This is a genomic window from Bacillus sp. G1(2015b) (assembly GCF_001482475.1).
Classification (GTDB): Bacteria; Bacillota; Bacilli; order Bacillales; family Bacillaceae; genus Bacillus; species Bacillus safensis.
Genome location: NZ_LKIC01000012.1, coordinates 24,881 through 43,878, shown reverse-complemented (window position 1 = coordinate 43,878; position 18,998 = coordinate 24,881). Strand labels below are relative to the sequence as shown.

Annotated in this window: 28 protein-coding genes; 23 read left to right on the top strand and 5 right to left on the bottom strand. The window is 40.7% G+C overall.

The features are described from left to right. Positions 1-70: 70 nt before the first annotated feature. Positions 71-1,063: a Gfo/Idh/MocA family protein gene (locus AMR95_RS08230; protein ID WP_058838058.1), complete on the bottom strand. Its 993-nt coding sequence runs from the start codon at positions 1,061-1,063 to the stop codon at positions 71-73. A gap of 197 nt (positions 1,064-1,260) precedes the next feature. On the opposite strand from AMR95_RS08230, the gene AMR95_RS08225 reads away from it, so the two are divergent. From AMR95_RS08225 to AMR95_RS08210, 4 genes are all read left to right on the top strand, one after another. Continuing rightward, positions 1,261-1,653 carry a DoxX family protein gene (locus AMR95_RS08225; RefSeq protein ID WP_058838057.1) on the top strand — a complete coding sequence of 131 codons (393 nt, stop codon included), beginning with the start codon at positions 1,261-1,263 and terminating at the stop codon, positions 1,651-1,653. A 65-nt stretch (positions 1,654-1,718) separates the two neighbouring features. Then, positions 1,719-2,861: an AI-2E family transporter gene (locus AMR95_RS08220; protein ID WP_058838056.1), complete on the top strand. Its 1,143-nt coding sequence runs from the start codon at positions 1,719-1,721 to the stop codon at positions 2,859-2,861. A gap of 127 nt (positions 2,862-2,988) precedes the next feature. Beyond that, positions 2,989-3,822 carry an undecaprenyl-diphosphate phosphatase gene (locus tag AMR95_RS08215; RefSeq protein ID WP_039183288.1) on the top strand — a complete coding sequence of 278 codons (834 nt, stop codon included), beginning with the start codon at positions 2,989-2,991 and terminating at the stop codon, positions 3,820-3,822. 170 nt (positions 3,823-3,992) lie between these two features. Continuing rightward, complete coding sequence (locus tag AMR95_RS08210) at positions 3,993-4,466, top strand: hypothetical protein (RefSeq protein WP_024423274.1); 474 nt, start codon at positions 3,993-3,995, stop codon at positions 4,464-4,466. A gap of 34 nt (positions 4,467-4,500) precedes the next feature. On the opposite strand, the gene bioB is transcribed toward AMR95_RS08210, so the two are convergent. The 3 genes from bioB to AMR95_RS08195 all read right to left on the bottom strand — a co-directional run bounded on the left by bioB (position 4,501) and on the right by AMR95_RS08195 (position 6,615). Then, positions 4,501-5,496 (bottom strand): biotin synthase BioB, encoded by a 996-nt coding sequence (gene bioB / locus AMR95_RS08205; RefSeq protein ID WP_058838055.1) that lies wholly within the window; start codon positions 5,494-5,496, stop codon positions 4,501-4,503. Between the two features lie 159 nt (positions 5,497-5,655). Continuing rightward, the gene (locus AMR95_RS08200; protein WP_058838054.1) at positions 5,656-6,009 is read right to left on the bottom strand and encodes a hypothetical protein; all 354 of its coding nucleotides are present in this window, start codon (positions 6,007-6,009) and stop codon (positions 5,656-5,658) included. 228 nt (positions 6,010-6,237) lie between these two features. Then, complete coding sequence (locus AMR95_RS08195) at positions 6,238-6,615, bottom strand: helix-turn-helix domain-containing protein (protein WP_058838053.1); 378 nt, start codon at positions 6,613-6,615, stop codon at positions 6,238-6,240. 159 nt (positions 6,616-6,774) lie between these two features. Here AMR95_RS08195 and AMR95_RS08190 point away from each other — a divergent pair, with 159 nt between their 5' ends. The 18 genes from AMR95_RS08190 (at position 6,775) to AMR95_RS08110 (ending at position 18,037) form a co-directional block, all read left to right on the top strand. Continuing rightward, on the top strand, positions 6,775-7,038 hold the full coding sequence (locus AMR95_RS08190) for a helix-turn-helix transcriptional regulator (protein ID WP_058838052.1): 264 nt from the start codon (positions 6,775-6,777) through the stop codon (positions 7,036-7,038). Beyond that, on the top strand, positions 7,035-7,187 hold the full coding sequence (locus tag AMR95_RS19225; protein WP_175297167.1) for a hypothetical protein: 153 nt from the start codon (positions 7,035-7,037) through the stop codon (positions 7,185-7,187). Before AMR95_RS08190 ends, AMR95_RS19225 begins: the two co-directional genes overlap by 4 nt. Then, entirely contained in the window at positions 7,165-7,404 is a 240-nt protein-coding gene (locus AMR95_RS08185; protein ID WP_117616630.1) for a hypothetical protein, read from the top strand. The genes AMR95_RS19225 and AMR95_RS08185 overlap by 23 nt, the downstream gene beginning before the upstream one ends. A 50-nt stretch (positions 7,405-7,454) precedes the next feature. After that, the gene (locus tag AMR95_RS08180) at positions 7,455-7,856 is read left to right on the top strand and encodes a hypothetical protein (RefSeq protein ID WP_058838051.1); all 402 of its coding nucleotides are present in this window, start codon (positions 7,455-7,457) and stop codon (positions 7,854-7,856) included. 50 nt (positions 7,857-7,906) lie between these two features. Then, entirely contained in the window at positions 7,907-8,059 is a 153-nt protein-coding gene (locus AMR95_RS08175; protein ID WP_371412189.1) for an XtrA/YqaO family protein, read from the top strand. A 127-nt stretch (positions 8,060-8,186) separates the two neighbouring features. Next, a complete protein-coding gene (locus AMR95_RS08170; RefSeq protein ID WP_039181011.1) occupies positions 8,187-8,705 on the top strand; it encodes a sigma-70 family RNA polymerase sigma factor in 519 nt (172 codons plus the stop codon). A 152-nt stretch (positions 8,706-8,857) separates the two neighbouring features. Further along, a complete protein-coding gene (gene terS, locus AMR95_RS08165) occupies positions 8,858-9,502 on the top strand; it encodes a phage terminase small subunit (protein ID WP_024423266.1) in 645 nt (214 codons plus the stop codon). An 8-nt stretch (positions 9,503-9,510) separates the two neighbouring features. Next, on the top strand, positions 9,511-10,812 hold the full coding sequence (locus AMR95_RS08160; RefSeq protein WP_197412145.1) for a PBSX family phage terminase large subunit: 1,302 nt from the start codon (positions 9,511-9,513) through the stop codon (positions 10,810-10,812). Beyond that, positions 10,809-12,266, top strand: a complete 1,458-nt coding sequence (locus AMR95_RS08155) for a phage portal protein (RefSeq protein ID WP_058838049.1) — start codon at positions 10,809-10,811, stop codon at positions 12,264-12,266. The genes AMR95_RS08160 and AMR95_RS08155 overlap by 4 nt, the downstream gene beginning before the upstream one ends. 38 nt (positions 12,267-12,304) lie before the next feature. Then, positions 12,305-13,393, top strand: coding sequence for an XkdF-like putative serine protease domain-containing protein (locus AMR95_RS08150; protein WP_058838048.1), 1,089 nt, complete (start codon positions 12,305-12,307; stop codon positions 13,391-13,393). 22 nt (positions 13,394-13,415) lie between these two features. Further along, positions 13,416-14,339 (top strand): phage major capsid protein, encoded by a 924-nt coding sequence (locus AMR95_RS08145; RefSeq protein WP_024425904.1) that lies wholly within the window; start codon positions 13,416-13,418, stop codon positions 14,337-14,339. 13 nt (positions 14,340-14,352) lie between these two features. Continuing rightward, positions 14,353-14,736, top strand: coding sequence for a protein YqbG (gene yqbG, locus AMR95_RS08140; protein ID WP_039181000.1), 384 nt, complete (start codon positions 14,353-14,355; stop codon positions 14,734-14,736). Further along, positions 14,733-15,089, top strand: a complete 357-nt coding sequence (locus AMR95_RS08135; RefSeq protein ID WP_039180997.1) for a YqbH/XkdH family protein — start codon at positions 14,733-14,735, stop codon at positions 15,087-15,089. Before yqbG ends, AMR95_RS08135 begins: the two co-directional genes overlap by 4 nt. After that, the gene (locus tag AMR95_RS08130) at positions 15,086-15,583 is read left to right on the top strand and encodes an HK97 gp10 family phage protein (RefSeq protein ID WP_058838047.1); all 498 of its coding nucleotides are present in this window, start codon (positions 15,086-15,088) and stop codon (positions 15,581-15,583) included. The genes AMR95_RS08135 and AMR95_RS08130 overlap by 4 nt, the downstream gene beginning before the upstream one ends. A 4-nt stretch (positions 15,584-15,587) precedes the next feature. Further along, the gene (locus AMR95_RS08125; protein ID WP_039180991.1) at positions 15,588-16,043 is read left to right on the top strand and encodes a phage tail terminator family protein; all 456 of its coding nucleotides are present in this window, start codon (positions 15,588-15,590) and stop codon (positions 16,041-16,043) included. Continuing rightward, positions 16,030-16,242, top strand: coding sequence for a hypothetical protein (locus tag AMR95_RS08120; RefSeq protein ID WP_039180988.1), 213 nt, complete (start codon positions 16,030-16,032; stop codon positions 16,240-16,242). Before AMR95_RS08125 ends, AMR95_RS08120 begins: the two co-directional genes overlap by 14 nt. Before the next feature lie 3 nt (positions 16,243-16,245). After that, positions 16,246-17,592, top strand: coding sequence for a phage tail sheath family protein (locus AMR95_RS08115; protein WP_058838046.1), 1,347 nt, complete (start codon positions 16,246-16,248; stop codon positions 17,590-17,592). 1 nt (position 17,593) lies between these two features. Continuing rightward, a complete protein-coding gene (locus AMR95_RS08110; RefSeq protein ID WP_024423257.1) occupies positions 17,594-18,037 on the top strand; it encodes a phage tail tube protein in 444 nt (147 codons plus the stop codon). A gap of 276 nt (positions 18,038-18,313) precedes the next feature. Here the strand turns inward: AMR95_RS08110 and AMR95_RS19380 are convergent, their stop codons facing one another. Then, on the bottom strand, positions 18,314-18,370 hold the full coding sequence (locus tag AMR95_RS19380) for a putative holin-like toxin (RefSeq protein ID WP_231730857.1): 57 nt from the start codon (positions 18,368-18,370) through the stop codon (positions 18,314-18,316). A 185-nt stretch (positions 18,371-18,555) separates the two neighbouring features. Here AMR95_RS19380 and AMR95_RS08100 point away from each other — a divergent pair, with 185 nt between their 5' ends. Continuing rightward, positions 18,556-18,996: a phage tail assembly chaperone gene (locus AMR95_RS08100; protein WP_012011040.1), complete on the top strand. Its 441-nt coding sequence runs from the start codon at positions 18,556-18,558 to the stop codon at positions 18,994-18,996. Positions 18,997-18,998 lie beyond the last annotated feature (2 nt).

Here is an 18,998-nt window from a genome sequence, read left to right as displayed (position 1 = left end):
ACTGACACGAAACTTAAAAAACAAAGGGCGAACCAAAAAATAATTCGCCCTTTGTTCATCATTTTATGCCCTATACATTTTGTCTGTCGGCAGGATACATCACGCCCATTTGTCTTCTTGCTTCGTCCATGACGGACATGGTTTGAACAGATAACGCAAATGTATTGACCGGGGACTGCCCCATTCCCTGCTGAATACACTCAATAAAATGATTGATTTCATAAGACATAGCTGGCTGATCATCTTTGAGCGAGATGTCAGTTTGATGTCCGTCACGGTCATGTATCGTGATTCGTGAAGGCCGGTGGAATTGATCAATCACCATCGAGGCATCCTCGCCTTGAATTTCAGCCGATAAATGAGACGTTGAAATTTTAGAATGAAAAAGAAGTGCTTGATGCCCGTCATACCGTAAAAGGACTGAACCATTCCCATCCACACCAGAAGAAAGCTTATAGCCTCTCGCGGTGATTTGATTCGGCAGACCAAATAAGGATATGACTGGGTAAACGAGGTACACCCCGATATCCATTAACGAACCATTGGATAACTCCGGCTTAAAGGCATTTGGAAGCTCGCCGTTTCGATAGGCATCGTATCTTGAGGAATATTTACAGTAATGCGCGACCACTTGCCTGATAGGTCCAAGCTGATCAAGATGCTGTTTGATTTGCAGAAAGTTTGGCAGAAATGTCGTTTTCATCGCTTCCATTAAACACACTTGATGTTTTTTCGCTGCGGCAATCATTTCTTCCACTTCTTTTCGATGAGAGGCGAATGGTTTTTCGCATAAAACATGCTTTTGATGCTCCATCATTAACATGGCTTGCTCTTTATGAAGGGCATTTGGACTCGCAATATACACGGCATCGAACGTATCACTTTCCGCCATTTGTTGTAAGTTCGTAAAAACCGTCTCAATCCCGTATTTTTCGGCAAAGGCCTGTCCTTTTTCAGCGGACCGTGAATAGACGGCTGTACATGTAAAGTCAGCGATTCCTTCACCAGCTTGTAAGAACCGATCTGTAATCCAGTTCGTTCCGATGACAGCAAATCGAATCATGTGATTCCCTCCTTCTGCTTTCCTCTGATTATACATGCTTTGAAAGCGTTTGTATGAAAGAATATTCTTTTTATTGAAAAGCGGATGAAACCTTTATATAGGCTGATGCGTCTTACATAAAGGATATAAATGTACGAAAAGTGGGTAGTTTCTTCCTTCTTCGGGTAATACTCAGGATAGAAGGGAGAGGAGGAAACATGAAGCGCGTCCTGCATATAGGAAGTACATACACCTTTGCGCTTTTATTCATAGTTGCTGGTATTTTTCATGTAATAGAGCCGGGCGGCTTTGCTCGCATGATGCCAGGCTGGCCATTTCCATATGTAATGGTCTATGTGACTGCATGTCTTGAATGGCTGCTGGCCGTGCTGCTGCTTTTGCCGAATTCCAGGCTTGCAGCGGCAAAATTCATTGCTGTCTATCTTGTACTCATTTTCCCGGCAAACTTATTTGCTGCACGTGAGGGAATACCATTTCCAGGTCAAGAAAATACAGAACAAGCTTTGCTTTGGATAAGACTTATTGGACAGCCGATTCTCATTGTATGGGCGATGTCTATTGCAAAATGGGAAAAAAAGCTGAAACAATGATCACCATATCATGATCAAGTAGTGTACAATTTACTCATAAAATAGCCCGTGTTTGGAGGAACGATATGAATTCTATGCAAATGTGGAGCAGTCGATTTAGAAAATTTTTTCTTGATAACAAGTTTGTTCTCTTTTTACTCGTCCTGCTATTAATCGGATTGAATATCCTTGTTTTCATGAAAACATCATTTATTTTCACACCGCTCATTGTACTCGTCAAAACCATTGCCTTACCGATTATTTTAACGGGGGTTGTGTATTATTTATTAAATCCAATTGTCAACTTGTTAGAGAAAGCAAGAATCAAGCGGATCTATTCCATTTTGCTTTTATATATTGTCATTATTGGGATTATTACAGTGACCATCGTGTCTATTATTCCTTTTTTACAAGCTCAAACCATGAGTCTATTTCATAATCTTCCGAAATACGTCGATACAGTAGAAGAACAAATTAGACAATTAACAGGAAGTAACTTTATTAATCAAGTGCAAAAAACGATGAACTTTAACGTGTCTGAATTGGTAAGTAAAGCATCTAGTCAAGCGACGAAGATTTTGGAAAGTACCTTTACCGGTGTAGGAACATTCTTAGGGGCGCTCACAGAAGTTATCATCTCGATCGTGACGGTGCCGTTCATTCTGTTTTATCTATTAAAAGACGGCAAAAAGCTGCCTGACTATTTCTTGAAATTCATTCCAAATAAAATGAGAGAACATACACATATCGTGCTTCACGAAATGAACCACCGGCTGAGCTCGTATATTCGCGGACAGATTATTGTCAGCTTCTGTATCGGTGTTCTTCTGTTAATCGGTTATATGATCATTGGACTTGACTATGCGTTGCTGCTTGCTATCATTGCGGCATGTACAAGCGTAGTACCTTACCTTGGTCCAACAATTGCGATTACACCAGCGATTGTGATTGCACTTGTGACGTCACCAGTGATGCTTTTAAAACTCATTATTGTCTGGACAGTTGTTCAGCTCATTGAAGGTAAATTTATTTCGCCTCAGGTGATGGGGAAAAACCTTCATATTCACCCAATTACGATTATTTTTGTTCTATTAACAGCTGGTAAATTGTTCAGCGTCATCGGCATCATTGTCGCTATTCCGACGTATGCCGTTCTGAAGGTTATCACAACCCACTTGTTTGATTGGTTTAAAATGCGGTCCAATTTGTATAAAGAAGAAAAGGTTTGATGTCATAATCTTTTTTTGAAAAAAATATAGTATCATAAAGACGAGCTTTCGATAAAGGAAGCTTGTCTTTATGTGGACATAGCTGTTTGGCGTGTTCAAAAGATCAGAATTGAAAGGAAAGAAAATCATGAATCTATGGGATTTATTCGTGGCACTGGTTTTAGGAATTGTCGAAGGATTAACAGAGTACGCACCTGTTTCATCTACAGGTCACATGATCATTGTCGATGATCTTTGGCTAAAATCAAAGGAAATTATTACGCCAGAAGCGGCTAACACATTTAAAGTCGTGATTCAGTTAGGCTCTATTTTAGCTGTCATGATCGTGTTTAAAGATCGTATTTTAAACTTATTGGGCTTAAAGAAAAATATCACCGAAGAACAAAAGCGCAGCGGGCATAAGCTGACCATCGCCCAAATTGCTGTTGGACTTGTTCCAGCCGTCATTTTAGGATTCTTATTTGAAGATTATATTGATAAATACTTATTTGACGTCAGAACGGTCGCTGTCGGTTTGATTTTAGGGGCAGTGCTGATGCTTGTCGCTGACTGGATCAATAAACGGAAAACAGAAACAAGCTCTGTCGATAACATGACGTACAGACAGGCGCTTTATATTGGACTGTTTCAATGTTTGGCATTATGGCCAGGCTTCTCGCGCTCAGGTTCGACGATCGCAGGCGGGGTTATTCTTGGTTTGAATCACCGTGCTGCGGCAGACTTTACATTTATCATGGCGATGCCAATTATGGCGGGAGCAAGCTTGTTAACCCTTGTGAAAAATGCTGAATATTTAACAACAGACATGCTGCCATTCTTTATCGTCGGCTTTGTGAGTGCGTTTGTTGTGGCTCTCTTTGTTGTTCGATTCTTCCTAAAACTGATCAATAAAATCAAACTGGTGCCTTTTGCGATATACCGAATTATCCTAGGTGTGATTTTATTTATCCTGTTCATGTAATATGTAAACTACTCTTTATAAAAGAGTAGTTTTTTTGTTATTTCGCCTAATTAAACAGTAAAAACACCCTCTTAATTGGTAGAATAAGAATTTTTTTCATAAATTAGTGTTTAAGAGACAGAGAAAGGGGTAGTACATAAACATACCAATTAAAGGAGGAGTTAGAAAATATGAGAAAAACAAGTAAAATGTTTGTTGGTTCTGTCATCGCCACGTCAATGATTGCTGCCCCTCTATCTCTTACGACTTTTGGTCAAACGGCTGAAGCTGCTACAACAACAGGTGTTGATGGAAGTGTCTCAATTGATCCAGTAGCCATTGCCGATAAAATTGAACAAGCAGTAAAATCATCTCAAAATCGTGATGGATTCGTAAAAAACGCGGCATACAGTGCGTTCTATGAAGCAGGTCAAAACTACAACGTAGTTGTCCAAAATTTAAGCCAAGATCACGACTTTAGCGGTCTGAACAATGTTGTCTACTATGATAGTGTTGAATATGACGGTATTACGTTTGGTATTTGGGTATTTGAAGATGGTACGTTTGTCAACAATGGTGACGGTGGATATATTAACTGGACGTTTGTTGGCAGCTTTGACCGAGAAGATGGAAGCGGAACTGTCGATTTTCATAAAAGATTCTAATCTTAGAAGTCTGCCGGTGAATCGGCAGACTTTTTTATAACGCACATTCTTCTATTTCAAACCCTAAATCTTCAATGATGTGATGATCCGTTTGAACTTGCTGGCCTTTTGTTGTTAAATAATCACCAACGAAAATCGAATTTGCCGCATAAAGTGCGAGTGGCTGGAGTGTCCGTAAATTAAACTCTCTGCCTCCGGATACCCGAATTTCCTTTGTTGGATTGACAAATCTCATCATTGCCAGCACTTTCAATGCTTTGATCGGATGTGTCCGTTCTTGATGCTCAAGCGGTGTTCCTTCAATGGCATGAAGAAAGTTGACTGGAATTGAATCCGCATCAAGTGCTCTAAGCGCAAAAGCCATTTCAACGATTTGCTGATTGGTTTCACCCATTCCAATAATGACCCCTGAGCAAGGTGACATGCCAGACTGTTTGACCTGCTCAATGGTCGACACGCGGTCATCGTATGTATGAGTTGTCGTAATGTGATCATGATGATCGTGATGTGTATTGATATTGTGATTATACCGATGAACACCCGCTTCCTTCAGCCGCTTCGCTTTGTCTTCATTTAATAACCCAAGACAGGCACACACCTTCAAAGGCATCGTTTCAGTGATTTCCTTTACTGCTGCTGTAACTTCATCTAATTCCCTATGAGAAGGCGCTCTCCCGCTTGCCACAATACAATAAGTCCCGGCTTTTCTTTTGAGAGCCTCACGCGCCCCTGCCACAATGGTTTTTTGATCAAGCATTGTATATCTTTCAACCGGTGCTTTTGAAATCATCGACTGTGAACAATATCCACAGTTCTCAGGGCAATATCCACTTTTTGCGTTAAAAATCATATTTAATTTCACCTTTTTTTGAAAAAAATGAAATCGTACTTGATAGGCTGCATGCATAATAGGTAACAATTCACTATCGTCAGCTTCAAGAATGTCTAAACCCTCTTGCACCGTAATCGGTTCATTTTTCATGGCCTTCTCCGCTATAGCTGCCCAAGACAAAGATATGTGTTTTATCATCATCAGCCCCTTAAAATGTCAACTTATTATAAATAAAAGTTAACATATTGGTTGGTTTATAGCAAGAATTGAATGTCTAGCTGGTTTTAGAGAATTGTCACATTATTAAAGGCGATGATATGATGTCATCGCCTTAAGCTTAATAAATTTAAAAGAGTTTTAGTAGGTAATTGTATAGTTGTTAATCACAAGTTCACCATCTGAATTTAGATAAGATACTTTAACAAAGCCAGGTTTTAAAAAGTAAATCCAAGTATAATTTGGAGCAGTTTGTTTCAGTTCAACAGCACCTGTACTACCGGACAAAGTTATTTTACTGATTGGAATTAAAAAAGCACCAGACCATCCTACCTTAACTTTACGGTCGATCGTAATTACTTTATTCATAATAGGAGCTTTTGCTATGACTGGTTCTTTTGGCTGTGCAGCTGCATGAGCACCTTCAGTTTGAGAGAACGTAAGAGCACCTAAAGCAGCTAAAGACAATGTACAGACTTTCATGAATTTTTTCATCGGTAACACTCCTTTTTTTGGTATATACATATATTAATATTAATAGAATTATATGTCAATTATAATATGTGAAAAAAGAGTAATTGTGGTGAAAATTGTCACATATTATGTCGGGAATATTAAAAAAACACATGATTTTTTATTCATATGCTCTTTCTTTTTAAGGGAAAAAAGAGGTATAAAAAAAGCTGGGTTCACCCCAGCAATGTAAAGCAGATGAAAGAGTGATCAATGGTCGTCTTGCTGTTTTGGCTGACGGCCTTTTTGCTTCTCTTTCTCTCTAATGTAGTTAATAAAATCGATGGTTTGTCTTCGTGCTTCTTCGGAAAAATCTGAGGCGGCTTTAAACGCAATTTGCAAATCAGGATCGTCTGCAAGATCGTTATCGTGTCTGCCTTTGTCCTTACCTGTGAGAAGATAATCGGTTGAGACCCCATATAACTCAGCAATTTTCACAATCATATCACCGTCGGGCTTTCTCAAGCCATATTCCCAGTTTGCATAAGTGGACATCGCCTTTAATCCGAGTTTTTTAGCAACTGTTGACTTGCTCCATCCATGCTTCTCTCTTAATTCAGTTAAAATCTTCCCAGTCAAATTATCCATCAGAAACACCTTTTTTCATGTTATGAGTAAATTTTATCATGAATTACACGGAAAAGATAAATAAATACACAAAAAGAATAAAAATGTGGTTGACTTACTCGTTTTGTGTATATTATCATAATGAATATAACTTACACATATTGAGTAAGAGGTGGAAAGATGAAACTTGAAAATTTACGAGAAGAGCGCATATTGCAAGGAAAAACACAAACCTATATGGCGAAAAAATTAGGTTATAAGTACACAAGCGGCTATGCGAATATAGAAATGGGCAGAACGAAGCCAAGCTTAGAAATAGCAAAGCATATTGCAGATCTGCTAAATACCGGTGTTCAAGAGCTTTTTTTTGGTCAAAAGTTACACAAAAAGAGTAATTCTCTAGAAGAAGATCAGTTCTTAGAAAAGGAGAGACGAGCAGAATGAATATTGAACATCCAATGGTGACACAGATGAGTGACTTTGGTTATCCAAAAAGCTACTGGTCATATGACATGAAACGATATGGATACCAAACAGAAATTGATGACAGTTTGGAGGGATCTGAAGAAGATGAGACATCAGCTGATGTTTGATGCTAGAAAAGAAGCGCAGCTTTGTTTAGACCAAGCTGGCGGCTGGATCGCCTTTTTTCAACAGAAACCGATGTTTGTTTTTGCCACAGCAGAAGAGAAAGAGACATATATGACCCTCCTGAAAGCTAAGTCGATGACAAAAAAGGAGGAATCAGGGCGACGTGAAACGATGGAAGCAAATCATGACATTTTTGAAATGCTTGCTCAAAGCGAGTAAAAACGAACAAGACATCCGCCAGTGGGCAGAGGATGACGGGAGATCATAACATGGTCATCCATTTAATCATTGAACATGAACATTTGTTAACAAAAGAGACATTGATGAAAAGAATACGATCAGCTGCAAAAGTACAATGCCCGCAAAAATTAGAAGGCGCACTATCACTTGAAATTCGTTTATTTGATCACATGCCGCTTAACATTGCTGACTGCCAAAAAAAGCGTACATACGCAGAAAAAGGGTTGATACGCCCGGTCCACGTCAGCATCTTACAGCCAAGTCTACAGCATATTCAAGAAGCACTTCATTCTATAGCTGATCAAGTCCCTCTGCAGATTGTCGATTTAAGAGTTTCCCAGTTTTATAGTATGTGTGAAAGAGTTGAAATCATTATCAATACGGTAGGTAGTGGCACGAGGCCATCACCAAAAAAGGAGACAAGCATATGAACGAGCCAAAACAACTATTCATTCAAGATAACCAAACATTTGTCGGTGAGATGGAAAAAGGAAAAATTCAAGTCATCGTGTTAGATGGAAATGTAGGAACAGCTTATCAAATGGATGTACCTGAACATGGAAAAACCATTATTCAAACGGCAAAAGGTCATTTTGCAAGAGTAGATCACGAGATTGGTTTTAAAATCAGCTAACTGACTAAACACATCAAATCATAATACGTCCAAGACGGAAAGCCTGCGGACACTGATCAAGACCCTGTTAAAAGGGGACCTGATTGGTGTCCGTTTTTTATTTTCTTAAAAAAGGGAGAGAGCCAATATGCAAGATTTACTCATTGAATATAAAAGAGCCTTAAAGAATGCTAGAAAACAATATGAACCATTTAAAGAAAAAGAAGAACATCAGCTGTCCGTTCAAGACAAGCATGATAAAAAAATGATCGCCAGTATGGTGAGCGATCTAGAATACGTAGTAGAATGGCTACAAATCGGAAGAGAGCCAGGTGCGCGCAGAGGGTTAGACAGACGTTCAGTCTATCAGCGAACCATTCTTGCAAATCCAGAAGTGTTAGAGGCTTTATCACATGAATATACCCTTATTCAAGAGAAAGAAAGAGAAGTCAGTGAGAGAGACAAAAAACGAATTGATGAAGCTTTGTCTGTTTTAACAGATCGAGAAAAGGACGTATTCTTTATGCACACAACACAAGGATTATCGTTTAGCGAGATTGCGGTCATGCTGGATGTCAAAAAAGGAACTGTGCAAAAACATATGGAAAGAGCGCGGACGAAGATGTCCAAAAAAGTACAAGAACGCCTATTCAGAGCTGCTGAATAGGCGTTTTTTTCTATCCAAAATAAATCAGCTAAAGCTTGTCTTACAGTTGCCACCTATAGTTAGAAAGACCAAACGAATGTTTGCTAGCCCTACACAAATGATTCCTTCAAAGGGAATCATTCGAATTAAAAGGAGGCGGCAGGTGAATGTAAATGAAAGATAAACGGATAGAGGCCAAGCAGGATTATATGAAGGGGATGACGTACCAGCAAATTGCTGATCATTACAATGTCTCAATCCATACCGTCAAATCGTGGAAAAGGCGATACGGATGGCAAAGACAAAAAACTTCGTCAAAGCAAGCACACTCAATCTTCAATCAATTTCTTTCAGATGAAACGATTGAAATCATGGAGAAAATGGATGGACGCACATCGCTTGATTTAATCTGGGATCAAATTCAAATTCAATATGCAGCCATTATTCGGGCGCAGCGAATCATGTATGTAGCAGATCAAGAGGACATGATCAAAGAGTTGAAAAAGGCGGCATACATGCCTTCTTCATTAGAAGAAACAGGAGAAGGCATTCAGCCAGAACTAGACATCACCTCAGAAGAATATTCGTTTCAATTTTCATGGGATCGGCATGCGACGTTTCTAAATGCACAATCCCGTGCTATGGGTGAACTCAGGCGTTTAATAAAACAGTTTGAAGAGCTCGCACATGCGAAGGATGAACGAAGATTAAGGCTGAAACAAATTGAACTGACGATCGAAAAAACAAAAAAAGCAGTGCGTGAAGAAAAAGAGGAAGATCTTCAAATCATGATCAAGCGAAAAGAGGACGACTCATGACGCCATTGATTGAAAAAGAAGTCAATCCTCACTTTGAACACTTTCTATTCGATTGGAATCAAAAGTTTCAATTTTTAGTTGGAGGTTATGGCTCCTCTAAAAGCTATCACATTGCTTTAAAACTCGTCTTAAAGCTGCTGGAAGAAAAGCGGACAGCACTTGTCATTCGAGACGTGTATGATACGCACCGCGAATCAACCTTTTCTTTATTACAAGAGATCGTCAGCGACCTCGGCATCGACCATGTGGTGAAGTGCCGAAGTTCGCCACTTGCACTGACGTTTCGAAACGGCAGCAACATCTTATTTAAAGGGCTGGACAAACCTGAAAAATTGAAATCAATCAACAACATCTCGATCATTTGGATTGAGGAATGTTCAGAGGTTTCTTATGAAGGCTTTAAAGAGCTGCTTGGAAGGCTGAGGCATCCATCCTTACCGCTTTATATGATGTTATCGACCAATCCTGTTGGTCAGGATAATTGGACGTATAGACATTTTTTTCGAGATGAACAGCTGAAGCGTTTTGTTTTAGATGATGAAACCTTATACAAAAAGCGAACCGTTGTTATCAAGGATACGTATTACCATCACTCCACGGCAGAAGATAATCTATTCCTTCCTAAAAGTTACGTGAAGCAGCTGGATGAGCTGAAAGAGTATGACCCAGACCTCTATCGCATTGCGAGGAAGGGATATTTCGGCATTAATGGCACAAAGGTTTTTCCTCAGTTTGAGGTGAGAAGCCATTCTGATGTATTAGAAGCCATTCAGCAGATTGACAGACCGCTGAAACGAGCAGGCATGGATTTTGGATTTGTTGAATCATACAATGCGCTCATTCGGCTAGCTGTCGATCATGAAAAAAAGTACTTATATATTTATTGGGAATATTACGACCGCGGGAAAACAGATGATGAAACAGCCCTTGACTTGAAAGAGTTCATTGAATCAAAAGAACTGATTAAAGCCGATGCAGCCGAACCTAAAACCATTCACTATTTTCGGCAGCGCGGCTTTCAAATGGTGGCGGCACATAAGTTCCAAGGCTCACGTTTACAGTATACAAAAAAGATCAAACGGTTTAAGAAAATTATTTGTTCTGATGCATGTCCATATACCATCTATGAACTTCAATCACTAACCTATAAGGCAGATAAGGATGGACGTCTAGAGGAAGATGAGTTTCAAATCGATCCACACACATTATCAGCCATCTGGTATGCGCTGGATGATTATGAAGTGACAGATTTGAAACAGACTGCCTCGGAGCGTGTCCGTCCAAACAGAGAGAGGAGGTCCATACAATGAAACAATTGAAAGCAACCATTATGAAGGCAAACATGTCTGATCATACAAAACAAATGTATGCAGATGAATTTTCCTACGAAAAGGATGACATTGTTCCCCCGCCTTACAATATCAATGAATTAAAAAGCATGGCAGAATATTCAACCATTCTTCAGCAATGTATTGATGCGTATAAGACCAATATTTTAGGCTTTGGTTTTGGTGTAGAATATGCCTTTGACTTTAATGCAGAAGGCGTGAAACCGGCAAAAAAGAAGGCAGCAGAGAAGGAATGGACAAGACTTGAAGAGTTTACGAAATACATGAACTATGATGAGTCTGCTGATGTGGTGCTTGGCTATGTCATCGAAGACCGGGAGAAAACAGGGAATGGTTTTTTAGAAGTTCTCCGAGATGGCCAGGGAAAGCCGGCAGGAATCGAGTATTTAGATGCGCTCCATATCCGCATTTGCAAGCTGAGTGAGCCAGTCGACGTCGAATTTCGGTATACAGAAAACGGCGAATTGAAAACAATGAATCGAAAGAAGCGATTCCGTAAATATGTGCAGGTGATCAATGAAAAGAAAGTCTTCTTCAAGGAGTATGGTGATCCGCGCATTTTACATTGTGAAACAGGCAAATACGATGACACCACCCCAGAGTCGCTGCGTGCAACAGAAGTGATTCATTTTAAAATCGGCAGTGGAACGTATGGGATTCCCCGCTGGATTGGCAACATCGTCAATATGTATGGGGCACGCAAGGCAGAAGAACTGAACTACCTTTATTTTAAACAAGGGCGGCACGTACCTGGTGCCATCATTGTCGAAAATGGAATGCTGTCTGAGTCATCCTATCAGCAGCTTCAAGATTATATGGACGATATTGAAGGCTCTGATCATGCACATAAGTTTCTATTGCTTGAAGTCGAAGGTCTCCCGACGGAAAAAGGGTTAACTGGAGAAGAAGATGTTTCAAATGTCAAAGTGAACTTCAAATCCTTAGCAGAGATCTTGCAAGAAGATGCACTCTTTTTAGAATACGATGAAAAAACAAGAAACAAAATCCGCTCTGCTTTTCGACTGCCGCCTATTTATACAGGTGAGTCTCAAGACTATAACAAAGCGACAGCCGATACGGCGCGGAAAACAACAGAAGAACAGGTATTTCAGCCTGAACGGCATCTCATCACAGGGAAACTCAATACCCTTTTCCTGCCGGATCTTGATATTTGGCATGTCCGTTTCCTATTAAATGGTCCTGACTTTAGAGACCCATTAGAGATTGCCAAGGTTCTGACACCATTTATTCAGGCTGGGGCAGTGTCACCAAACGATTTGCGAGATCTGGCGGGACGTATCCTTGGGAAAACGTTAGAGGAATGGCCGGAGGATCTCTATCACAGACCTTTAGAAAGCCGCATGACATCAGCTGAACAACAGCCTCAACGAGAGCCAGATCAGTTGAAAGAATAAACCGAAGCGCGTGCGCTTTTTTGAAAGGGGGTGAACATATGCCAAGAGAATTAAAAAACGCAAAAATTACGCATGTTTCCTACGTGGACAGAGCCGCAAACAAAAAGAAATTCTTTTTGATGAAGGCAAAGAAAAGCCAGCCTGACTTTCAAAAAGAGGTGAGTGTGCTGACAAAGGCAGAAGATGCTCATCGCCTTGTGTATGGTGTCGTGTATGAACCGAATACACCTGATGCACACCAAGACTTTATGTCTGCCAAAGAAATTGAAAGAGCAGCACATGGTTTTATGAAGGATGCCCGCCACATTGATAAGCAGCATGATTTTCAACATGGTGTTGGAGAAGTGGTTGAATCATACATTGCACCAGCTGATTTTGAAGTAGGCGGTGAGTTGATTCGAAAAGGATCTTGGGTGCTTGTAACAAAGGCTTCTCAAGAGATTTGGGATCAAATTCAGAAAGGCCACATTACAGGATATTCAATGGCAGGAACGGCGGACATCGTAGCAATTGAAGAACAAGATCAGCTCCTATCTCAAAGCACGAATGAGAGAGGGCTTTTTTCTTTGCTGAAAAATTTCTTTTTGAAAGAGGAAGGTGCAAACATGTCACAACAATTTTGGAGCGTTTTAGACCACCTGCTGGAAACCTTACAGTCAAGTGATGGTGATGAGGCGGGTGTAAGATCAGCGCTTGAGCAATTGCTGCCAATCGTGCAGGAGATTTTGAAGACAGAAGATGTGCTTCAAACGATTGGTGAAAGGCCAGCCTCCGTACAAAAACAAGACGCCGCTTTGACGACGGAGCAAGTACGAGAGCTTGAAAAAGCAAAAATGGCCATCGAAAACGTCTTACAGCATGCTGAACAGCAGGAAACAGATCAAACTGGGGAAGAACCTGTCCAAAAGGTGCTTGAGCAAGCCGTAGCACCAATTCGTCATCAGCTTTCTTCTTTAGAGAAATCAGCCAGCAGAGAAAAAGCTGCGCTTGAGCAAGTGCTTCAGCAGCAGCTTTTGCCTATTTCAGAGCGGATTCACATGCTTGAAAAAGCGCGCGGCATGTCAAAACAAACAATCCACGATACACAAAACGACAGTACAAAGCCCATATGGGATGGCTTACTATAAGCCTAAATAAGGAGGAAACAGTGTGAGAAATCAAGAGTTGATTCGCAAGGCCGAAATGACACTTGCCAGCTTAAAAACCGGCGGTCTCATGAACGCAACCCAATCCAACACATTCATTAGAATGATGCAAAATACACCAACCGTTTTAAATGATGCACGTATCATTCCGATGGAAAGTGATTCACAAAAAATCGAAAAAATCGGCTTTGGCCAGCGTATTTTGCGTCCAGCAGAAGAAGGCAAAGCGCTTGATGCGAAAGACCGTGTTGTCCCAGCGACAAGCACTGTCCAGCTAAATGCGAAAGAGGTTATCGCAGAGATACACATGACCTACGACAGCATTGAAAACAATATTGAGAAAGACGGCATTCAGCAGACGATTATGCAAATGCTCGCTGAACGAGCAGCGGTTGACATTGAAGAGCTCATCGTCAATGGCGATACGACTTCAGCAGATCCATTTCTAGCTCAAATGGATGGCGTGAGAAAACAAGCAGTATCTCATATCGTAGATGCAAATGGAGCGGAAATCAGCCGCCAAATGTTTAAGCAAGCTTATAAAGCGATGCCGTCAAAATATTTACGTGTTCCTCAGGATTTCCGTTTCTACACATCCCCAAGCTTAGAAGTTGAATGGAAGGATCAAGTAGCAAACCGTCAGACGGGCCTTGGAGATGCGGCCATTCAAGGCGGCCTTTCTTCTGCATTCGGTGTGCCGGTCAAAGGTCTTGCCAATATGCAGCCATATGACGAAGCGGGAACAGACGTATCAGATATTTTGCTGACACATCCTAAAAATATTATCGTAGGTTTCTCTCGAAATATTCGAATTGAAGTAGAAAAAGATATTCGCAGCCGTAAATTTATTATTGTCCTCACAGCGAAGCTAGACAGCAAATTTGAGGAAGAGGATGCTGTAGCAAAAGTGATGAAAGTGAAAGAGTAGGTGACGGCAGACCATGATCATTTCTGCTGAAGAACTGCAGGCCTATTCTGTATTTGATCGTGTGAAAAATCGATCTGTAGAAAGACTGACAGCAGATATTATCGAAGCAGAAGCTGCGGTATTTCAGATCGTAGGTCACGATTTCTCAAGCGAAAAATATCAGCCTCTCCCTGAAAAAGCAAGAATCGCATTATTAAAAATGGCTCAATATTTTGCCATGCTGAATGATGACGAATCTATGATGAAAGGCTTTACGTCAGAGAAAATGGGCGATTATTCATATGCAAAGGCAGCTGATCAAGTGAAAGGCAGACCCTATGTATATGCCCTGCTAGTAGATTACATTGAACCAACATTAACTGCCGGAAGTGCCAAACTAAAGGTGAGATCATTATGAGCTATCAATCTCTATTAACAGATCGCTGTGATCTTTTTCACCTTGAACATAAGGAGTCTGCCCGCGGAAAATTTGGCATTCCAGCTGATGATTTACAAATGACACTTTCCTATCCCGACGCTCCCAGCCTGACCGATCTAGCTTGTTATGTCATAGAAAAGAACCAGTCACTTGTGCAAGAAGAGCCGAATACAGTCATTTATCAATCCTATCTTGTCCATTTTCCTTTAGGAAGTGATATTCGCTTGCATGACAAAATGGTGTGGAATGGCGTGTCACTCAAATTACAGCAACCTAAAAAAGTGAAAAATCATCACATCGAAGTGATGGCAGTCAGGAAGGAAAATCTATGAAAATTGATGGACTTGGACGGCTGATTTCACAACTGCAGACAGCGTGTGATGGCGGCTTAAAGACAGAATACCAAGATTGGCTGGAGGACATGGGCCTACAGTTTTTAGACATCATTCAGGATGAATTAATCAAGGAGAATGCTGTTGATACAGGACGGCTTCTAAAATCCTTTACACAAGGCGACAAGGAGAATCATTTTTTCCTTTCAAAGGGCGGTCTCACACTTGAAGTGGGAACGCAGCTTGAATATGCCTCCTATGTCAATGACGGACATGCCACTTCTTCAAGTGGAGAGCGAAGATGGGTGCCTGGCAGATGGACTGGCAGCCGCTTTGAATATGATCCGAATGCAAGTACAGGAATGATGCTTGCCTCTCAATGGATTGAAGGTAATGGCTACTGGGATCATGCTGTCATGCTCTATGAGCAAATGTTTGAACAGTCGCTGGATCGAAAGCTGCAAAGCTGGTTCGATCGACATTTTGGGAGGTGATGGAATGAATCAAGAAGTCGGGGCAATCATGCATTATATCTACACACACTTTCCTGTGACAATGTATGATCGTCTTTTGCCAGAACGCTTTCAAGTGCCATCCGTTTATGTGCCGCCTGTGACAGTGATCAGTGGTCCAGATACGGTTTCTACCTTTATGAAATCTTATTCGCTGCAAGTGAAAGTCTTTCATATTGATACAGAAAAAGCACATGATGCGGCAGAAACAATCGTTGATGCATTGCTTGCTGATCGTCAAATCATTCAGATGATGAGTGAAGACGGAGAGGTGCTTGATGATTATGTCCGCATAAAAAGAGTGGAAACAAGAATGATAGATCAAGGCGTAGCAGCGATTGTCCTGACATGGGATAGCAGCTATTGGTACAACCGAGACAAACAGGCAAGCCTTGAAGATATCAACTTTTCAGATGGAGTGATCAAACGTGAGCAAGACTAAAAATGCACAGCCCGCTCAAACAGCCGGCGAAGAAAAAGAATTTGGCTTTTCATTTGAAGCCTTAAAGGAGCACAGCAAGGATCTTTTTGGGGTCAAACCAGAAATCCTTGAAGGGGCTCTTTTTTATATCAAAGATCAACCAATTACAAAAACAGAAGCGAAAAAGCACATTGATGCTTTTTTGTCCAAGGAGGTTTAAAGAATGAACGGAGGCACTTTTACACCAGGTACAGAGAAAAAGCGTCCTGGCATTTACTTTAATTTTAAAACAACAGCAGAGCAGCGAATTACTTTAGGCGACCGAGGTACGGTGGCACTTCCTCTTGTGATGAGCTGGGGAGAACCAAAAACCTTTATTTCCGTTTCCAATATGGAAGACTTAAATAAGAAGGTTGGACTTAACATTGATGATAAGTCACTTCTTCTTTTCCGTGAAGCAAAGAAAAAAGCGCAAACGGTCTTGCTTTACCGCTTAAATGAAGGGGAGCCGGCCAAAGCTGAAATTGCTGAAAACTTTGTGGTCACAGCAAATTATGGCGGCCTAAAAGGAAATGAGATCACAGTACAAGTGGCAGAAAATGTACTGGATAGCACAAAGCGCGATGTTATCACTTATCTGGGAACAGATATTGTGGACAAACAGGTTATCACTGATGTCAAAGATCTTGTGAAAAACAAGTACGTTCAATTTTCTGGTGAAGGTGAAGCAGTCATCACAGCTGGTGTGGCACTAAGCGGCGGGAAAAACGGCGTGGCAAGTGTTGCAGATTATACAGCTTTCCTAGAAGCAGCAGAAACAGAATACTTCGATGTCATTGCCCTTCCAGTCGATAATAGTGAGCAATTAAAAGCAACCTTCGCTTCATTTATCGAACGTTTACGTGATAAGCAAGGACGTAAGGTGCAAGGGGTTGTGGCGAATTATGCAGCTGACCAAGAAGGAATCATCAATGTGACAAGCGGTGTTGTACTCGAAGATGGAACAGAACTAACTCCTGCTCAAACAACAGCATGGGTCGCAGGTGCAAGTGCCGGAGCAAACTTCAATCAGTCACTCACCTTTGTGGAATACGAAGGAGCAGTCGATACATTAGAACGCCTTGACAATGATCAAGTAGAATACCGATTATCACAAGGGGAGTTCATTTTCACCTTTGATGCGAGAGATCGCACGGTGAGTGTTGAAAAAGATATTAACTCCTTGACAAGCTTCACAGCTGAAAAGAACCAGCAAATGGCGAAAAACAAAATCATTCGTGTGCTTGATGCGATCAACAATGATTTAACATTCGAATTAAAAAATCTGATTAAATTACGCAAAGCCAATGGCAATGACATTCCAGCATCAGATGATGGTGTGCAGCTTGTGAAAACACTGATTACCCAGTATCTCACACAGCTTCAAGATGGCAGCGGCATTACAGGCTTTAATTCAGAAACAGATATCGTGATCGGCCTCAATGAAGATCGTGATGGATTTATCATCGATTTAGCGGTTCAACCAGTAGATGCAGCAGAAAAATTCTATTTCAATGTGGAGGTGAAGTAAGATGGCTTTTAAAGCACAAAATACAATTTCAGGTAAAGAAGGTCGTCTTTTCTTAGAAGGTGAGGAGCTTGCATTTATCAAAACCTTCGAAGCAAACGTGGAGAAAAACAAATCAGAAGTGAACGTCATGGGCCGCCGAATGACTGGCCATAAAACAACGGGAGCAAACGGAACAGGAACGGCAACCTTTTATAAAGTTACATCTCGTTTCGTTCAATTGATGCTCAATTACGTGAAAAAAGGAGAAGATCCATATTTCACTCTTCAAGCTGTCATTGACGATAAATCATCAGGCCGTGGCACTGAGCGTGTGACATTATTTGATGTCAACTTTGATTCAGCTAAAATCGCTGGATTGGATGTTGATTCAGAGGCGCTTGAAGAAGAAGTTCCTTTCACGTTTGAAGACTTTGATCTTCCTGAGAAGCTGAAGAATACTTTCTAAGAAAAGTGGAGGAAATCAGCTAATTAATTAGCAAAATAAAAACTGAATATGCTATAATGCAGTTGTAATACAGCCGTCTAAATTTCGTCTGGCAACGTCTTGTATTCGATTCATTAAAATATGTTTACATGCAAAGCCATTTGCATACAATAAAAAAAGCTAGGATGCTCTAACATCCCGGCAATGTACAATGAGGCCCTCAAAGGGGCTGGCTAATCAATTTAGATAGTTTTTAGGATAGACTTCCCCTTCAACCGTCCAAAGCTCAAGGGGAGTCTATTTTTTGTTTATATACGTCAACAAAGTAAGGATAAACATCCCGAATAAAAACATGAGGGAAATCGCTTCAAATGTTGACATATGCATCACCCCCTTCCTATCGGGGATGAGCCAGACGCCCTTGAGCAAGCCATTCAATTGTACAATTAAAATTATACATGAAAAGATTGGAAAGCACATTCAAAAAATGGATGTGCTTTTTTGCATTCAAAAAAACATAACAAAGGGAGTTTTTAAACATGAGTGAAAAACAAACATTTGATCTTTCATTTTTTATGCCAGGACAAACAGTAGAAGCGGAAGAAGTCAAAGTACCGATTTCTAAGCGTTTTGTTGATAAAAAAGGGAATGTCATTCCTTTTGTCTTTAAAGCTATTACAACTGAACGTATTGATGAACTGGAAAAAGAAAACACAACCTTCAAAAATGTCAAAGGCAGAGGACGTGTGAAAGACTTAGACAGCCAGCGCTTCTACGCACGTATTGCAATTGAATCGACGATTTACCCAGATTTCCGTTCAAAGGAATTAAGAGAAGCCTACAGCACACAAGATCCAGTTGAAGTAGCAAAACGTGTCCTGTCAGTTGGCGGTGAATATGCGAACTGGTTAAACAAAGCAATCGAAATCAACGGATTCGAAGATGAAATTGAAGATTTAGAAGAAGCAGCAAAAAACTAATA

Coding starts and splice junctions, on each gene's coding strand:
- AMR95_RS19225 (WP_175297167.1), top strand. CDS start 7,035: ATGAATATTGAACATCCAATGGTGACACAGATGAGTGACTTTGGTTAT.
- AMR95_RS08125 (WP_039180991.1), top strand. CDS start 15,588: ATGAATCAAGAAGTCGGGGCAATCATGCATTATATCTACACACACTTT.
- bioB (WP_058838055.1), bottom strand. CDS start 5,496: ATGATAAAACACATATCTTTGTCTTGGGCAGCTATAGCGGAGAAGGCC.
- AMR95_RS08210 (WP_024423274.1), top strand. CDS start 3,993: ATGAGAAAAACAAGTAAAATGTTTGTTGGTTCTGTCATCGCCACGTCA.
- AMR95_RS08150 (WP_058838048.1), top strand. CDS start 12,305: ATGCCAAGAGAATTAAAAAACGCAAAAATTACGCATGTTTCCTACGTG.
- AMR95_RS08220 (WP_058838056.1), top strand. CDS start 1,719: ATGAATTCTATGCAAATGTGGAGCAGTCGATTTAGAAAATTTTTTCTT.
- AMR95_RS08225 (WP_058838057.1), top strand. CDS start 1,261: ATGAAGCGCGTCCTGCATATAGGAAGTACATACACCTTTGCGCTTTTA.
- AMR95_RS08190 (WP_058838052.1), top strand. CDS start 6,775: ATGAAACTTGAAAATTTACGAGAAGAGCGCATATTGCAAGGAAAAACA.
- AMR95_RS08230 (WP_058838058.1), bottom strand. CDS start 1,063: ATGATTCGATTTGCTGTCATCGGAACGAACTGGATTACAGATCGGTTC.
- terS (WP_024423266.1), top strand. CDS start 8,858: ATGAAAGATAAACGGATAGAGGCCAAGCAGGATTATATGAAGGGGATG.
- yqbG (WP_039181000.1), top strand. CDS start 14,353: ATGATCATTTCTGCTGAAGAACTGCAGGCCTATTCTGTATTTGATCGT.
- AMR95_RS08130 (WP_058838047.1), top strand. CDS start 15,086: ATGAAAATTGATGGACTTGGACGGCTGATTTCACAACTGCAGACAGCG.
- AMR95_RS08100 (WP_012011040.1), top strand. CDS start 18,556: ATGAGTGAAAAACAAACATTTGATCTTTCATTTTTTATGCCAGGACAA.
- AMR95_RS08135 (WP_039180997.1), top strand. CDS start 14,733: ATGAGCTATCAATCTCTATTAACAGATCGCTGTGATCTTTTTCACCTT.
- AMR95_RS08200 (WP_058838054.1), bottom strand. CDS start 6,009: ATGAAAAAATTCATGAAAGTCTGTACATTGTCTTTAGCTGCTTTAGGT.
- AMR95_RS08155 (WP_058838049.1), top strand. CDS start 10,809: ATGAAACAATTGAAAGCAACCATTATGAAGGCAAACATGTCTGATCAT.
- AMR95_RS08215 (WP_039183288.1), top strand. CDS start 2,989: ATGAATCTATGGGATTTATTCGTGGCACTGGTTTTAGGAATTGTCGAA.
- AMR95_RS08175 (WP_371412189.1), top strand. CDS start 7,907: ATGGAAAAAGGAAAAATTCAAGTCATCGTGTTAGATGGAAATGTAGGA.
- AMR95_RS08185 (WP_117616630.1), top strand. CDS start 7,165: ATGAGACATCAGCTGATGTTTGATGCTAGAAAAGAAGCGCAGCTTTGT.
- AMR95_RS08170 (WP_039181011.1), top strand. CDS start 8,187: ATGCAAGATTTACTCATTGAATATAAAAGAGCCTTAAAGAATGCTAGA.
- AMR95_RS08110 (WP_024423257.1), top strand. CDS start 17,594: ATGGCTTTTAAAGCACAAAATACAATTTCAGGTAAAGAAGGTCGTCTT.
- AMR95_RS08180 (WP_058838051.1), top strand. CDS start 7,455: ATGGTCATCCATTTAATCATTGAACATGAACATTTGTTAACAAAAGAG.
- AMR95_RS08195 (WP_058838053.1), bottom strand. CDS start 6,615: ATGGATAATTTGACTGGGAAGATTTTAACTGAATTAAGAGAGAAGCAT.
- AMR95_RS08115 (WP_058838046.1), top strand. CDS start 16,246: ATGAACGGAGGCACTTTTACACCAGGTACAGAGAAAAAGCGTCCTGGC.